Annotated in this window: 15 protein-coding genes and 1 pseudogene; 11 read left to right on the top strand and 5 right to left on the bottom strand. The window is 68.4% G+C overall.

What is annotated here, in order from left to right; genetic code table 11:
• Nucleotide 1: 1 nt before the first annotated feature.
• The 6 genes and pseudogenes from P7B02_RS05870 to P7B02_RS05845 all read left to right on the top strand — a co-directional run.
• Nucleotides 2-208: pseudogene (locus P7B02_RS05870) on the top strand (biotin/lipoyl-containing protein); the annotation flags it as partial.
• 159 nt (nucleotides 209-367) lie between these two features.
• Nucleotides 368-1,555 (top strand): 2-oxoglutarate dehydrogenase complex dihydrolipoyllysine-residue succinyltransferase, encoded by a 1,188-nt coding sequence (gene odhB, locus P7B02_RS05865; RefSeq protein WP_277785997.1) that lies wholly within the window; start codon nucleotides 368-370, stop codon nucleotides 1,553-1,555.
• A 6-nt stretch (nucleotides 1,556-1,561) separates the two neighbouring features.
• Nucleotides 1,562-1,897 (top strand): DUF3088 family protein, encoded by a 336-nt coding sequence (locus P7B02_RS05860; RefSeq protein ID WP_277785389.1) that lies wholly within the window; start codon nucleotides 1,562-1,564, stop codon nucleotides 1,895-1,897.
• Between the two features lie 25 nt (nucleotides 1,898-1,922).
• Nucleotides 1,923-3,323 (top strand): dihydrolipoyl dehydrogenase, encoded by a 1,401-nt coding sequence (gene lpdA / locus P7B02_RS05855; RefSeq protein WP_277785388.1) that lies wholly within the window; start codon nucleotides 1,923-1,925, stop codon nucleotides 3,321-3,323.
• Entirely contained in the window at nucleotides 3,323-3,709 is a 387-nt protein-coding gene (locus P7B02_RS05850; RefSeq protein ID WP_277785387.1) for an acyl-CoA thioesterase, read from the top strand. The genes lpdA and P7B02_RS05850 overlap by 1 nt, the downstream gene beginning before the upstream one ends.
• Before the next feature lie 57 nt (nucleotides 3,710-3,766).
• Complete coding sequence (locus tag P7B02_RS05845; RefSeq protein WP_277785386.1) at nucleotides 3,767-4,051, top strand: hypothetical protein; 285 nt, start codon at nucleotides 3,767-3,769, stop codon at nucleotides 4,049-4,051.
• On the opposite strand, the gene P7B02_RS05840 is transcribed toward P7B02_RS05845, so the two are convergent.
• Together P7B02_RS05840 and P7B02_RS05835 are read right to left on the bottom strand one after the other, a co-directional pair.
• Complete coding sequence (locus P7B02_RS05840; RefSeq protein ID WP_277785385.1) at nucleotides 4,048-4,962, bottom strand: tyrosine recombinase XerC; 915 nt, start codon at nucleotides 4,960-4,962, stop codon at nucleotides 4,048-4,050. The genes P7B02_RS05845 and P7B02_RS05840 overlap by 4 nt on opposite strands.
• A gap of 13 nt (nucleotides 4,963-4,975) precedes the next feature.
• Nucleotides 4,976-5,653, bottom strand: coding sequence for a DUF484 family protein (locus tag P7B02_RS05835; RefSeq protein ID WP_277785384.1), 678 nt, complete (start codon nucleotides 5,651-5,653; stop codon nucleotides 4,976-4,978).
• A 118-nt stretch (nucleotides 5,654-5,771) separates the two neighbouring features.
• Here P7B02_RS05835 and P7B02_RS05830 point away from each other — a divergent pair, with 118 nt between their 5' ends.
• On the top strand, nucleotides 5,772-7,934 hold the full coding sequence (locus P7B02_RS05830) for a primosomal protein N' (protein WP_277785383.1): 2,163 nt from the start codon (nucleotides 5,772-5,774) through the stop codon (nucleotides 7,932-7,934).
• Between the two features lie 45 nt (nucleotides 7,935-7,979).
• Here the strand turns inward: P7B02_RS05830 and P7B02_RS05825 are convergent, their stop codons facing one another.
• The gene (locus P7B02_RS05825) at nucleotides 7,980-8,726 is read right to left on the bottom strand and encodes a TerC family protein (RefSeq protein WP_277785382.1); all 747 of its coding nucleotides are present in this window, start codon (nucleotides 8,724-8,726) and stop codon (nucleotides 7,980-7,982) included.
• A gap of 213 nt (nucleotides 8,727-8,939) precedes the next feature.
• Between P7B02_RS05825 and P7B02_RS05820 the strand changes: the two genes are divergently transcribed.
• The 3 genes from P7B02_RS05820 to P7B02_RS05810 all read left to right on the top strand — a co-directional run bounded on the left by P7B02_RS05820 (nucleotide 8,940) and on the right by P7B02_RS05810 (nucleotide 11,945).
• Nucleotides 8,940-9,644 (top strand): CHAP domain-containing protein, encoded by a 705-nt coding sequence (locus tag P7B02_RS05820; RefSeq protein WP_277785381.1) that lies wholly within the window; start codon nucleotides 8,940-8,942, stop codon nucleotides 9,642-9,644.
• Nucleotides 9,645-9,690: 46 nt separating this feature from the next.
• Entirely contained in the window at nucleotides 9,691-10,650 is a 960-nt protein-coding gene (locus P7B02_RS05815; protein ID WP_277785380.1) for a magnesium transporter CorA family protein, read from the top strand.
• Nucleotides 10,651-10,751: 101 nt separating this feature from the next.
• Nucleotides 10,752-11,945 (top strand): pentapeptide repeat-containing protein, encoded by a 1,194-nt coding sequence (locus tag P7B02_RS05810; RefSeq protein WP_277785379.1) that lies wholly within the window; start codon nucleotides 10,752-10,754, stop codon nucleotides 11,943-11,945.
• On the opposite strand, the gene P7B02_RS05805 is transcribed toward P7B02_RS05810, so the two are convergent.
• Both P7B02_RS05805 and P7B02_RS05800 read right to left on the bottom strand, forming a co-directional pair.
• Complete coding sequence (locus tag P7B02_RS05805; protein ID WP_277785378.1) at nucleotides 11,942-12,778, bottom strand: crotonase/enoyl-CoA hydratase family protein; 837 nt, start codon at nucleotides 12,776-12,778, stop codon at nucleotides 11,942-11,944. The genes P7B02_RS05810 and P7B02_RS05805 overlap by 4 nt on opposite strands.
• A 65-nt stretch (nucleotides 12,779-12,843) precedes the next feature.
• Nucleotides 12,844-13,278, bottom strand: coding sequence for a DUF488 domain-containing protein (locus tag P7B02_RS05800; protein ID WP_277785377.1), 435 nt, complete (start codon nucleotides 13,276-13,278; stop codon nucleotides 12,844-12,846).
• A gap of 49 nt (nucleotides 13,279-13,327) precedes the next feature.
• On the opposite strand from P7B02_RS05800, the gene P7B02_RS05795 reads away from it, so the two are divergent.
• The gene (locus P7B02_RS05795) at nucleotides 13,328-14,221 is read left to right on the top strand and encodes an alpha/beta fold hydrolase (RefSeq protein WP_277785376.1); all 894 of its coding nucleotides are present in this window, start codon (nucleotides 13,328-13,330) and stop codon (nucleotides 14,219-14,221) included.
• The last annotated feature ends 1 nt before the right edge of the window (nucleotide 14,222 follow it).

Here is a 14,222-nt window from a genome sequence, read left to right as displayed (position 1 = left end):
AATGGCCGACATCCTGACCCCCGCCCTGGGCGAATCCGTTAGCGAAGCCACCGTGGCGCGCTGGACCAAGAAGCCCGGTGAGGCGGTGAAGAAGGACGAGCTTCTCGTCGAGCTGGAGACCGACAAGGTCAGCCTGGAAGTCGTGGCTCCGGCCGACGGCGTCCTGGAAAGCGTCGCCGCCGGCGAAGGCGACACCGTCGTTCCGGGCACGGTCCTGGGCGTCGTCGCCGAAGGCGGCAAGGCTTCGGCCAAGCCGGCCCAATCGGCCGCCGCGCCGGCTGGCGAAGCCCAGCCCGAACCGCAGAAGGGCAAGGCCCCCCCGTCGTCCGGTCCGGTGCCGGACACCTCGGCTCCGGCCGCCGGCGGCGTGGAGGTCACCACCCCCGCCATGGGCGAAAGCGTCGCCGAAGGCGTGGTCGGCAAGTGGACCAAGAAGGCCGGCGACGCCGTGAAGAAGGACGAAGTCCTGGTCGAGATCGAGACCGACAAGGTCGCGGTCGAGGTCGCGGCTCCGGCTGACGGCGTGCTCTCCGAAATCCTCGCCGCCGAAGGCGCGGCCGTGACGCCGGGTCAGGTCTTGGCCCGCATCGGTGGAGCCTCCGCTGGCGCCGCCGCCGCCGCGCCGAAGGCTGCTCCGGCGCCTGCCGCGGCTCCGGCCCCGGCCGCTGCTCCGTCGGCCATGCCGCTGGCGCCGTCGGTGGCCCGCATCGCCGCCGAGACCGGCCTGGACACCTCCAAGGTGACCGGCACGGGCAAGGACGGCCGCATCACCAAGGGCGACGCGCTCGCCGCCCTGGAAACCCGCGCCGCCGCTCCCGCCCCGGCCGCCGCTCCGTCGGCTCCGCGCGCCCTGCACGAGCGCGAGGAGCGGGTGAAGATGACGCGCCTGCGTCAGACCATCGCCCGCCGCCTGAAGGAGGCCCAAAACACGGCCGCCATGCTGACGACCTTCAACGAGGTCGACATGACGGCGGTCATGGCTCTGCGCAGCCAGTACAAGGACGTCTTCGAAAAGCGTCACGGCGTGAAGCTCGGCTTCATGAGCTTCTTCACCAAGGCCGTCGTCGCCGCCCTGAAGGACATCCCGGACGTCAATGCCGAGATCGACGGTCAGGACGTCATCTACAAGAACCACTACGACATCGGCGTCGCCGTCGGCACCGACAAGGGTCTGGTGGTTCCGGTCGTCCGTGACGCGGACGCCAAGAACCTGGCCGAGATCGAAAAGACCATCGGCGATCTGGGCAAGCGCGCCCGTTCGGGCCAGCTCGGCATCGACGACATGCAGGGCGGCACCTTCACGATCACCAACGGCGGCATCTACGGCTCGCTGATGTCGACGCCGATCCTCAACGCGCCGCAGTCGGGCATCCTCGGCATGCACGCGATCAAGGAGCGTGCGATGGTCATCAACGGCAAGATCGAGATCCGCCCGATGATGTACCTGGCCCTGTCCTACGATCACCGCATCGTCGACGGCGCCGGCGCCGTGACCTTCCTGGTCAAGGTGAAGGAAGCCATCGAAGACCCGCAGCGTCTGCTGCTGGAGCTCTAAGGCTCTATGGCCAGGGATGCGCTCTATCTGCTGAAGGCCGGTTTCGAGGACATGGGGAAACCCTGGTTCTGCCCGGACTGCGCGATGATGGAGGGCTACCTGGCCTACTACCCCCAAGTGCGCGAGGCGCTGGACGTGGTCTATGTGGACTACCCGCGCCCGCGCGGCGACATCGCCCAGCGCATCGGCGAGGCGAACCAGGGCTGTCCGGTCCTGATCCTCGCCGAGCCGCAAGAGGGCGACGAGATCCAGCAGGCGAACGGCGCCAGCTTCCTCTCCGACGCCCGACCGATCACCCGATACCTGGCCGCCAAGCACGACCTGGCGCCGCCGCATCCCTGACCCGCAAGAAGACAAGGCAGATCCCATGGCCCAGTACGACGTCGTCATCATCGGGGGTGGTCCCGGCGGCTACAACGCCGGTATCCGCGCCGGACAACTGGGCCTGAAGGTCGCGGTCATCGAAGGCCGCGGCAAGCTGGGCGGCACCTGCCTGAACGTCGGCTGCATGCCGTCCAAGGCCCTGCTGCACGCCTCGGAGCTCTATGAAGCGGCCGTGGGCGGCGAGTTCGCCACCCTGGGCATTGAGGTGAAGCCGAAGCTGAACCTCGACCAGATGATGAAGCAAAAGGCCGACAGCGTCGAAGGCCTGACCAAGGGCATCGAGTTCCTCTTCAAGAAGAACAAGGTCGAGTGGATCAAGGGCTGGGGCCGCATCGACGGCCCCGGCAAGGTGGTCGTGAAGGGCGAAGACGGCGCCGAGACCACGCTTGAAACCAAGCATATCGTCATCGCCACCGGCTCCGAGCCGACCCCGCTGCCGGGCGTCGAGATCGACCAGAAGCGCATCGTCGACTCCACCGGCGCCCTGAGCCTGCCGGAAGTGCCCAAGAGCCTGGTCGTCATCGGCGCCGGCGTCATCGGCCTGGAGCTGGGTTCGGTGTGGCGTCGCCTCGGCGCGGAAGTGACCGTGGTCGAATTCCTCGACCGCATCCTGCCGGGCACGGACGAAGAGACCGCCAAGACCTTCCAGCGTTCGCTGCAGAAGCAGGGCTTCCAGTTCAAGCTGGGCGCCAAGGTCACCGGCGCGAAGAACACCGGCAAGGGCGTCGAACTGTCCGTCGAGCCCGTGGCCGGCGGCGCGGCCGAAACCATCAAGGCCGATTACGTCCTGGTCGCCATCGGCCGTCGTCCCTACACCCAGGGCCTGGGCCTGGAGACCGTGGGGATCCAGACCGACAAGCGCGGCGTGATCGCCAACGACCATTACAAGACCGGCGCCCAGAACGTGTGGGTGGTTGGCGACGTGACCACCGGCCCGATGCTCGCCCACAAGGCCGAGGACGAGGCCGTGGCCTGCATCGAGCTGATCGCCGGCAAGGCCGGCCATATGAACTACGACATCATTCCGGGCGTGATCTACACGAAGCCGGAAGTGGCCACGGTCGGCAAGACCGAGGAGGACCTGAAGGCCGCGGGCGTCGCCTACAAGGTCGGCAAGTTCCCGTTCACGGCCAACAGCCGCGCCAAGATCAACCATGAGAACGAGGGCTTCGTGAAGGTTCTGGCCGACGCCAAGACCGACCGAATCCTCGGCGTCCACATGGTCGGCCCGAACGTCGGCGACATGATCGCCGAATACTGCGTGGCCATGGAGTTCTCGGCCGCGTCGGAAGACGTGGCCCGCACCTGCCACCCGCACCCGACCCGCTCCGAGGCCCTGCGCCAGGCGGCCATGGGCGTCGAAGGCTGGACGATGCAGGCCTGATGAGCCAGGAGCGGCCGCCCGAGGAGGCCCCGGTCATCCGGGTGGTCGCCATGCCCGCCGACGCAAACCCGGCGGGCGACATCTTCGGCGGCTGGCTGATGAGCTGGATGGACTTGGCGGCCGGCACCGTGGCGGCCCGCCGGTCCCGAGGCCGCGCGGCGACCATCGCCGTCGACTCCATGACTTTCCTGCGGCCGGTGATCGTCGGCGACGAGGTCAGCTTCTACGCCGATCTCGTGGCCAGCGGCCGCACCTCCATGAAGATTCACGTGGAGGCCTGGCGCCGTCATCGCGAGGGCGAGGAGACCCACAAGGTCACCGAGGCCACCTTCACCTTCGTGGCCCTGGGCGCGGACCGCAAGCCGCGCGAACTGCCTGCGGCTTAGGCCGCTTTTCTGCTCTAGTTATGGTGGTATTCTCGGCGTCGAACGAGGGAATCCGCCATGCTGACCGCCGCTCTTCTCGCCGCCGCCGCGACGACTATTGCGCCGCCGCTGACCACCGCAAAGATGTTTCAGGTTGCTCGTGAAAAGTCCTGCTTCCAGCGGCAGTTCTTCCATGCAAACAACAATGCTGTCTTGCGCGGTCAGCCCCCGAAATCTGAACCACTAAGCAAGCAGCCGCCCGCTCGGATGGAGCTTGCGGTCAGTCGACGCGTGGATGGCTGCCCGGTCCCAGTCATCATCCGTCAGGATGTGGAGCGCACGCTGCCGTCCCCGCGCCGCTAGGCGCGCGGATGCGCCTTGCCGTAGGCGGCCAGCAGGCCAGCGGCGTCCACCTGAGTGTAGCGCTGCGTCGTCGATAGCGAGGCGTGGCCCAGCAGTTCCTGAATGACCCGAAGATCCGCGCCCGCGCCTAACAGGTGCGTGGCGAAGCTGTGGCGCAGGGCGTGTGGCGTGGCGCTGTCCGGCAGGCCCAGACGGCCCCGCAGCCGCTGCATCAGCGCCTGCACATGGCGCGGGCTCAACGGCCCGCCGCGCTTGGCGCGGAACAACGGCTCTTCCGGCGACAGGTTGAAGGGCAGAGCGGCCACATAGGCGTCCACCGTCTCCCGCACCTGGGGCAATACCGGCGACAGCCGCGTCTTTCCGCCCTTGCCGGTGATCCGCAGGCTGGACGGCAGCGGCGCGTCCCGGCGCAGCAGCGACAGTCCCTCTGAAATCCGCAGGCCGCAGCCCCACAGCAGGGTCAGCACCGCCTCGTCGCGCAGAACCTCCCAGTCCTCGCGATCCGGGTCGAGGGACACCTCGGTGATCAGGCCGCGCGCGGCGTCTTCCGATACGGGACGCGGGGCGCCAGGAACCACTTTCGGCCCCTTCACCAGGGCGATGGCGGCGTTGGGCGTCTCCAGGCGCCGGTCGAGGAAGCCGTGAAAAGTGCGGATGGACGACAGGACCTGCGACAGGGATCGCGGCGACAGGGCCTGCTCCCCCTGCCGGCGGTGGGCCAGATAGGCGCGGATGTCCCCCGCGCTCAGCTTGCCCAGATCAGCCAGCGACAGGGCGCCGCCTTGGTGCCGCTCGAGGAAATTCAGATAGGCCAGGATGTTGTCGCCATAGGCCCGCACGGTGCGGGGCGAGGCGCGCTTCTCGTGGGTCAGGTGCTCCAGCCAGGCGGCCAGGGCCTCCCGCGCATTCACAGATCACCTATGCTCAAAGAACGGGCCATCGCTCCGCCGTGCGCATGGTCACTTCGGCCAGGAAGGCGACCAGCTCCGGGCCCATGTCCGGGGTGAAGCCGTCGTGCTCCGGCGAGCCGAAGGCGAGGATGGCTTGGCGGGTGTCGCCCCACAGGCCCATGCGGACCATGGCCATGCTGCGCACCTGCTCGGCCTTGTCGCCGAACAGGGCCAGGGCCGGGAAATGGAAGCCCATGCGCCAGCCGCGGCCGTCCAGGATCATGTCCACCTGGCTCTCCACCAGCGGGAACCAGCCGGCGGGCACGCGCTCGGGACCTTCCAGGGCGATGGCGCCGGCCGACAGGCCGAAACGGCTCATGGCCAGATCGTCAATGCGGACGGCGAGGTCCGAATGATTGCGGGCTTCGAGGATGTCGATCACCGCCGCATGGGTCTGGGCTTGGGCGGCGAAATTGGCGCGGGCCGTGGCCTCCAGCTGGCGGCGGGCGGTGCTTTCGCGCTTGTGGGCGGCGCTGACGCGGGCCAAGGCGGCGGGACCGAAATCCACCAGATTGGCGGCGTCCAGGCGCAGACCCAGATCCTTCAGAAGGTCGAAGTCGTCGCGCACGAAGCCGGGTTCGGCGCGGAGGAAATCGCGCACCATCTCTGCTTCGAGGTCCGGAAGGGCATAGGCCCGCGTCGCGTCGCTCATCTGCGCCTCACTGGGAATACAACCCAACCATGTATCGATCATCGCGGTTAACATGCGCTTGACGATGAAACAGACGGCCTCGACGGCGCGGGATTTATCCCCCATGTGAAGGCCGACCATGCCGCGCGTCGCCTCCATTCTCCTGCCCATGCCGCTGCCCGAGGCGTTCGATTATTTCGAGCCCGAAGGCATGGATCTGGCCGTCGGCGATCACGTCGCCGCGCCGCTCGGACCGCGTCTGATGCATGGTGTCGTCACCGACCTGCGTGACGGTTCGGGGATGAATCGCCCTCTGAAAAGCGTGGCCGAGAAGTTGGAGGGGCCGCCCCTTCCGCCAGGCACCTTAGCCTTCGTGCAGTGGGCCGCGCGTTACTCGGTCGACGCTCCGGGCTGGCCGCTCGCCATCGCCCTGCGCGGCCTGCGGGCGCCAGCGCCCAAGCCGGAGCGCCTGGTCGTCGCCACCGGCAAGGCGCCGGCGCGCGCCACCCCCGCCCGCACCAAGGTCCTGGAGACCATCGGCGAGCGCCAGATGCCGGGCGCGGCCCTGGCCGTTGAAGCCGGCGTGTCCGCCGGCGTGGTGAAGGGGATGGTGGACGAGGGTGTTCTGGAGGTGCGGCTGATCGAGACGCACCTGAACCCGCCGCCGCCCGACCTGACCCTGCCGGCCGCCCAGCTCAATCCCAGCCAGGCCGCCTCAGCCAAGGCGCTGGGCGACCTGTTCAGCGCAGGCGGCTTCCAGTCGGCCCTGTTGGATGGCGTGACGGGCTCGGGCAAGACCGAGGTTTATCTTGAGGCCGTGGCCCGCGCCCTGGCTGAGGAGCCTGATGCGCAAATTCTGATCCTGCTGCCGGAGATCGCCCTGACCCAGGCGGTGATAGCCCGCTTCGAGGCCCGCTTCGGCGCGCCGCCCTGCGAATGGCACAGCGCCATCACCCCGCCGCGCCGCCGCCGGACCTGGGAGGCGGTGGCCGCCGGCTCCGCCCGCATCGCCATCGGCGCCCGTTCGGCCCTGTTCCTGCCGTTCAAGAAGCTGCGGATGATCGTGGTCGATGAGGAGCACGACGGCTCCTACAAGCAGGATGAGGGCTTCATCTACCAGGCCCGCGACCTGGCCGTGGCCCGGGCCAAGTTGGAGGGCGCGCTGGTGGTGCTCGCCTCCGCCACCCCCTCCATGGAGACCCTGTGGAACGCTCAGGCCGGCCGTTACCGCTGGCTGCGCCTGTCGGAGCGGCACGGCGCGGCGCGCCTGCCGGACGTGTCCCTGATCGACCTGCGCCAGACGCCGCCGGAGCGGGACCGCTGGCTGTCGCCGCCGCTGGTCCGCGCCATGGGCGAGACCCTGGCGCGGGGCGAGCAATCCCTGCTGTTCCTGAACCGCCGGGGTTACGCGCCGCTCGTCCTGTGCCGCGCCTGCGGCGAGCGGATGACCGCGCCGGACACTGACAGCTGGCTGGTGGAGCATCGCTACACTGGCCGTCTCGTCTGCCACCTCACCGGCTTCTCCATGAAGAAGCCGGACACCTGTCCGCACTGTGGGGCCAAGGACAGCCTGGTCTCCATCGGCCCGGGGGTGGAGCGGGTGCAAGAGGAGGCGCAGAGCCTGTTCCCTGACGCCCGCGTGGCGGTCTTCTCCTCGGACACCGTGTTCGACGCCGCCGGCGCCCGGGCCTTGGTGGAGAGCATGGCCCAGGGGGAGATCGACATCCTCGTGGCCACCCAGGCGGCGGCCAAGGGGCACAACTTCCCGAACCTGACTCTGGTGGGGGTGGTGGACGCCGACCTCGGCCTGCGCGGCGGCGACCTGCGGGCGGGGGAGCGGACCTTCCAGCTTCTGGCCCAGGCCGCCGGCCGCGCCGGGCGGCACGACAAACCGGGCCGCGCCATGCTGCAGACCTACGCCCCCGAGCATCCGGTGATGCAGGCCCTGGCCGCCCAGGACCGCGAAGCCTTCATCGACGCCGAGATGGCGGCGCGGGAGATCGCCGGCCTGCCGCCCTACGGCCGTCTGGCGGCCATCGTCCTGTCCAGCGAGAACGCCCCGGCGCTTGAGGCCTATGCCCGCGCCCTGGCCGCCGCCGCGCCCAATGCGGAAGGGGTTGAGGTGTTCGGCCCGGCCGACGCGCCGCTCAGCCTGATCCGCGGCCGCCGGCGCAAGCGCCTGCTGGTCCGCGCCGACCGAAACATCGATCTTCAGGGTTATCTGTCGACCTGGAAGGCGCGGGCCAAGCCGCCCAACGCCGTGCGGATGACTATCGACGTGGATCCCTACAGCTTCCTGTAGGCGCAACGGAAAAGGGCGGACCTTGCGGCCCGCCCTTCAAGTCCGTCAGTGCTTCTGCGGCGGCTTTCGCCGGGCCAGCATGTTCAGGGCCTCGACCCCAGCCGAGAAGGCCATGGCCGCATAGATGTAGCCCTTGGGCACGTGGTAGCCGAAACCGTCGGCGATCAGCACCATGCCGATCATCAGCAAGAAGCCGAGGGCCAGCATGACCACGGTTGGGTTCTTGTTGATGAAGTTCGCCAGCGGGTCCGCGGCGATCAGCATCACCACCACCGCAACGATCACGGCGATCATCATCACCGGCAGGTGCTCGGTCATGCCCACGGCCGTCAGGATCGAGTCAATCGAGAACACGATGTCCAGCAGGATGATCTGGACGATCGCCGAGCCGACGTTGGTCACCGCCGCCGAGGCCGGGGTCTTGTCCAGGATCGCGTCGGATGGAGCCGGGTCGACGGTGTGGTGGATCTCCTTGGTCGCCTTCCATACCAGGAACAGGCCGCCGGCGATCAGGATGATGTCGCGCCAGCTGAACTCGTTGCCGAGGATGGCGAAGGCCGGCGCGGTCAGGCCGACGATCCAGGCGATGGTCGTCAGGAGCCCCAGGCGCATCACCAGGGCCAGCCCGATGCCAAGGCGGCGGACCTTCTGGCGGTTGGCCTCAGGCAGCTTGTTCGATAGGATCGAGATGAAGATGAGGTTGTCGATGCCCAGGACCACCTCCATCACGATGAGGGTCACGAGGGCGGCCCAGGCGGCCGGGTCGGCGGCGAGAGCGAGGAGGTCGGTCATCTGTGGATCGGCCTGTTCTAAGTGGTGGAGAACGTGAAGACTATCTAAGCTTGTCTATGGGAACTGCCCAAGAGGATCGTCGAGAATCGCATTTTTGCGGTGAAGGTTCCCAAGGTTTCCACAGGGTTAATCGGCTGCGACCGTAAACCCTCTTTTCATAACTGCGTGAGACAGTTACCCCTTATCCCGAGTGTCGCGGGGGAGTACCCGAACATGCGTCAACGGACGAGAGCCGGCATCGGCTCCCTGGCCGCCGCTTTGTTTTTGAGCCTCGTGCCGTTTTCCGGCGCCGTGGCTGACGGCTACTGGCAGTGCGTTCCGTTCGCACGCCTCATTTCAGGCATTCAGATTTTCGGCGACGCCCGCACTTGGTGGGGCCAGGCGCGTGGCCGCTACGAGGTCGGCTACACGCCCAAGGCCGGTTCGGTTCTCTGCTTCCAGCCCACCGGCCGCATGCGCCTGGGCCATGTGGCCGTCGTCAGCCAGGTGTTGACCGACCGCGTCATTCAGATCACCCACGCCAACTGGTCCGTCATCGAAGGCACGCGCGGCCAGGTGGAGAAGGACGTCACCGTGGTCGACGTGTCGCCGAACGGCGACTGGTCCCAGGTGAAGGTCTGGTACGACCCGGCCCGCGACCTCGGCTCGACCGTCTATCCGACCCACGGCTTCATCTACCAGAACGCCCAGGCCATCGCGGTTGCGTCGGCCAGCGAGAAAGTCGGCAAGGCCGGCTCCGCCGCCATGGCCATGGCCCAGTCGGCCGTGGGCACGGTCAGCGCCGCCGTCCGTCCGGGCGCCTCGCCGTTCGGGCTGATCACCCAGGCCGCCGACGCCACCGACCGCATCGCCGCCCTCATCGCGGCCGCGACGACCCAAGGGCCTCCGTCGGCTGACGAACGCGACGGCCCGCGTTGACCTTGTCTCCGGGCTCGGGCGATAGCCGGAGCCTGGGAGGCTGCCCATGCTGAAACTTCTTCGCCGCAGCGACGCCGGGCTCGAATGCCCGCTGTTGAGCACCGATTGGGTCCTGCCCAGCGACGCGGTCTGGATCGATCTGATCGAACCCACGCGCGAGGAGGAGCTGAAGGTCGAGAAGGCCCTGGGCTTCATGTTGCCCACGCGCGAGGACATGGCCGAGATCGAGGCCTCCTCCCGCATTTACCAGGAAGACGGCGCGACCTTCCTCACCGCCTCGATCCTAGTCAACAGCGACGCGGACCTGCCGAGCATCGCTCCGATCACCTTCGTCCTGGCCGGCGAGCGGCTCATCACCATCCGCTACGGCGAGCCCAGGGCCTTTGCGGTCTACGCAGCCCAGGCGGAGCTGCAGAAGCCGCCCCATCCCGACGGCGCGGCGATCATGGTCGGCATTCTCGACGCGGTCGTCGACCGGGTCGCCGATATTCTGGAGCGGACCGCCGCCGAGGTGGAGGCGGTGTCGGTGGCCATTTTCCGCACGCCCAAGACCGCCGGCTTCCAGCCGATCATCAACCGTCTGGGCAAGGCGCAGATGACCGGCGCCAAGGCCCGGGAAAGTCTCGTCAGCCTGTCGCGCCTGGTCAGCTACGCCACTATCACCGGCCAGATGGAGATGGACGCCGACCTGCTGGACCGGGTGAAGACCCTGCAGCGCGACATCCAATCCCTGACCGACCACGCCGGATATCTGGCGGGGAATGTCACCTTCCTGCTGGATGCGGCCCTGGGCCTGATCAACATCGAGCAGAACTCGATCATCAAGATGTTCTCGATCTTCACGGTGGCCCTGCTGCCGCCGACCCTGATCGGAGCGATCTACGGCATGAACTTCGAGCATATGCCCGAACTGCGCTGGATGGGCGGCTATCCCATGGCGCTGGGGTTGATGCTGATCTCCGCCGTGCTGCCGCTGGTCTGGTTCCGGCGAAAAGGCTGGTTTTAGGGCCGCCTGCGCAATATGGGTGGGGCGACGGTCGGCGGACCGTCGTTCATGGAACTATCGGTCGGTTTGTGATGCGAGGCGCGCCCAGCCTTCTGCACAGGATGGACGTCGGCGCCGTGCGCGCCGCGCTCGACGCGCATGAACGCTACCTATGCGGCAAACAGGGCGGCCGCCGCGCCTGCCTCGCCTATGTGGACCTGTCCGCCTTTGATCTGAGCGGCGCGAACCTGACCGACGCCGACCTGACCGGGGCGGTGCTGGAAGGCGCCGACCTGAGCAACGCCACGCTGGAGCGGGCCAGCCTGTACGGCGTCGATCTGCGTGACGCCGACCTGCGCAACAGCGACCTGGGCCGGGCTGATCTGCGCGGCGCTTGCCTGCGCGGGGCGAACCTGTCGGGCGCTGATCTGCGGGGCTGCGACCTGCGCGAGGGGCGCACGGCCCTGCACGACGCGCGCCAGGGCTTGAAGCTGTTGAAGCACGGCAAACGGCCTGGGGAGCTGGACTACGCGATCCTGCATGGCGCGGACTTGTCGGGCGCGCGCATGGCCGGGACCTCCGCCCGGGCGGCGGACTTCACGGACGCCTGCCTGGCGGGAGCGTCCCTGCGGGGCGCCAAGCTGGGCAAGGCGGTGCTGGACGGCGCCGATCTTTCCAAGGCTGACATCGCCCAGGCCGACCTCAGCGGCGCTTCGTTGAAGCGGGCGAACCTGGCCGAGGCGGAGATGACCGGCGCGCGCCTGACCGACGCCGATCTCAGCGATGTCCTGCGCGAGCCGCCCACCGTCGTCTATGTGGACGACGAGCCGCTGGAGGACGTTCTGGCCGCACATGAGCGCTGGCGGCTGACCGACGGGCGCGAAGGCCGCCCGGCGCGCTTGCCGCCCGTGGACTTCCGCGTGGTGCGCTGCCTTCAGGGACGCAAGCTGACCGCTCTTGTGGCGCCGGAGGCGGTGATGTTCGGCGTCAATCTGGAAGGCGCGGAGCTGCAGGGCTGCGACCTGTCCGGCGCGGATCTGCGCGGCGCGCGGCTGAAAAACGCCGACCTGCGCGGCGCCCGGCTCACCGGCGCACGCCTGACGCGGGCCGACCTGCGCGGGGCGAACCTGGGCCCTCTGCGCATCGCCGAGGGACGGTTCATCCGCGCCGACCTGATCCGTGCGGTGCTGCGTCACGCCGACCTGCGCGGGGCCGTCGCTCATCGGGCCCGCTTCCTGGAGGCCGACACCACCCACGCCCGTTTCGATGGGGCGGATCTGAGGGACGCCGAGTTCGACGCCCCCGCCGGGCCCTAGAGACCCTTCGAAAGAGGCAGCAGGTCGGGATAGACCGGCTCGCGGTTCTCCTGCTTGGCCTTGAAGGACTCCGCCATGTGTCCGCCGGCGAACATGCCCGTCTGCCACGTGGCGATGTAGTCCAGGCTGTCGTTGATGGAATGGTCGCGGGCGTAGTTGATCATCACCTTCGAGCCGGCCACGGCCAGGGGCGACTTGGCGGCGATCTCCTTGGCCGTGGCCAGGGCGTGTGCGACCAGCTCTTCGTGGGTGTCGAACACCTCGTTGACCAGGCCGATCTCCTTGGCCTTCTGGGCCGGCAGGCGGCGGCCGGTATAGGCCAGCTCCCGAACCCAGCCCTCGGGGATCAGCTTGCACAGGCGCGGGAAGGTGCCCACGTCGGCAGTCATGCCGATGTTGATCTCCTGGATCACGAAGAAGGCGTCGGCGCTGGCGTAGCGGATGTCGCAGGCGCTGGTCATGTCCACCGCCCCGCCGATGCAGCCGCCCTGGATGGCGACGATCACCGGCATGCGCGCCTTGTCCAGGCAGCTGAAGGTGTCCTGCAAGGCATGGACCTTGCGCCGGAAAGCCTCGCCGGAGACGTGGCGGTCGGCCCCGCCGCTGTCGCCTATGCCGTCGAACACCGACAGGTCCATGCCCGCCGAGAAGTGTTTGCCGGTGGAGGAAATGACGATGCAGCGCGCCTTGGCGTTGCAGTCGATGTCCTCGATGATCGCCGGCAACTGATGCCAGAACGCCTTGTTCATGGCGTTCATGGCCTTGGGCCTGGCCATCTGGACGTGCGCCACCCCGTCGGCGATCTCGACCTTGAAGCAACTGGGTTCGGACAAGTGTTCCCCCATCTTACTGACGCCTCCCGACATATGTTTGTTTGAGGCGAGCCTATCCGGCGGGGTCAGAGATCGACAACCTCGCATTTCAGCCGGGCCCGCAGCTTGTCGGCGAGAATGGCGCGATGACAGTCGCAGGCGCGATCCTCGTAGCAGAGCAGGGCGCTGGGCGTTTCGGCCGCCAGCTCCTCCGCCTGCTTCAGGGCCAGCTGAGCCTCCGGCTCCTGCATGTGGCCCTCGAAGATGGCGCGCATCTCGTCCGTGCGGCCTGCCCGCGCGGCGTCGCGGCCGGCCTTGGGCGTACCCAGCGGGCGCAGGTGGACATAGGCGATGCCCGCCTCGTTCAGGCTGGCGGCCAGCAGGCTCTTGGAGAAGCCGGCCTTGCGGGAGGAGGCGACCGCCCGCACGTCGATCACCTGTTTCACGCCGCCGGCCTTCAGACGGTCGATCATGCCGCTCTGGGTGTCGGTCTCGTAGCCCACGGTGAAGATGGGGTGCATCGGCCCTCCCGGGCGGTGTAAGAGCGCGTTTCGATTGGAGACTGCACCCATGGGCCAAGCCGCCGCAAGCGAGACCGGATTCCAGCGGCGAACCTTCACCGTGCCCGGCGGGACCATGGCGGGTCTGGAGTTCGGGCCGGCGGACCGTCCGGTGGACGTGGTGTTCCTGAACGCCAACGGCTTCAACGCCATGACCTACCGGTCGATCCTGGCGCCGCTGAAGGATCTGCGGATCCTGGCCGTCGATCAGCGGGGGCACGGCCATACGAACCTGCCGCTGAAGCGCGAGCCTCGGTCCTCGTGGAACGACCTGCGCGACGATCTGCTGGCGCTGCTGGATGTTCTGGGCGGCCCGGCTCCTGTGCTGGCGGGTCACTCCATGGGCGGCACGGCCAGTCTGCTGGCGGCGGCGAAGCGTCCAGGCGCGGCGCGCGCCCTGGTGCTTCTGGACCCCGTGGTGACGCCGCGCGCGGCCTGGTGGGCGGCGCAACTGCCCTGGGCGGCGTCAGCGGCGCTTAAGGGCTTTCCCTTGGCCACGGCCGCCGTGCGCCGCCGTGACCGCTTCCCGGACCGGGAGACGGCTTTCGCCGGCTATCACGGCCGGGGCGCGTTCAAGACCTGGCCGGACGAGATGTTGCGCGACTATCTGGAGGACGGCCTGATCCCGACGGGCGAAGGCGATCTGAGACTGGCCTGTCCGCCCGCATGGGAAGCCTCGAACTATGCCGCCCAGGGCCACGACAGCTGGGGCGCATTGCGCAGGATCAACGTCCCGGCCCGCATCCTGCGGGCGGAGCGTCACTCCACCTGCAGCCTGACGGAGGCCTCTCCCCTGATGGCGCACAAGCCGAACTTCTCGCTCAGCACGGTCCCCGGCACGGGGCACTTCATCGCCATGGAGCGCCCCGACCTGGTGCGCGAGGCATTGACGGCGGCGGTGTAGA

It is taken from the genome of Caulobacter segnis (assembly GCF_029543125.1).
In the GTDB taxonomy this organism is placed as follows: domain Bacteria; phylum Pseudomonadota; class Alphaproteobacteria; order Caulobacterales; family Caulobacteraceae; genus Caulobacter; species Caulobacter segnis_D.
The sequence above is the reverse complement of the archived record's forward strand: the minus strand, read 5'-3'. Positions and strand labels throughout refer to the sequence as shown.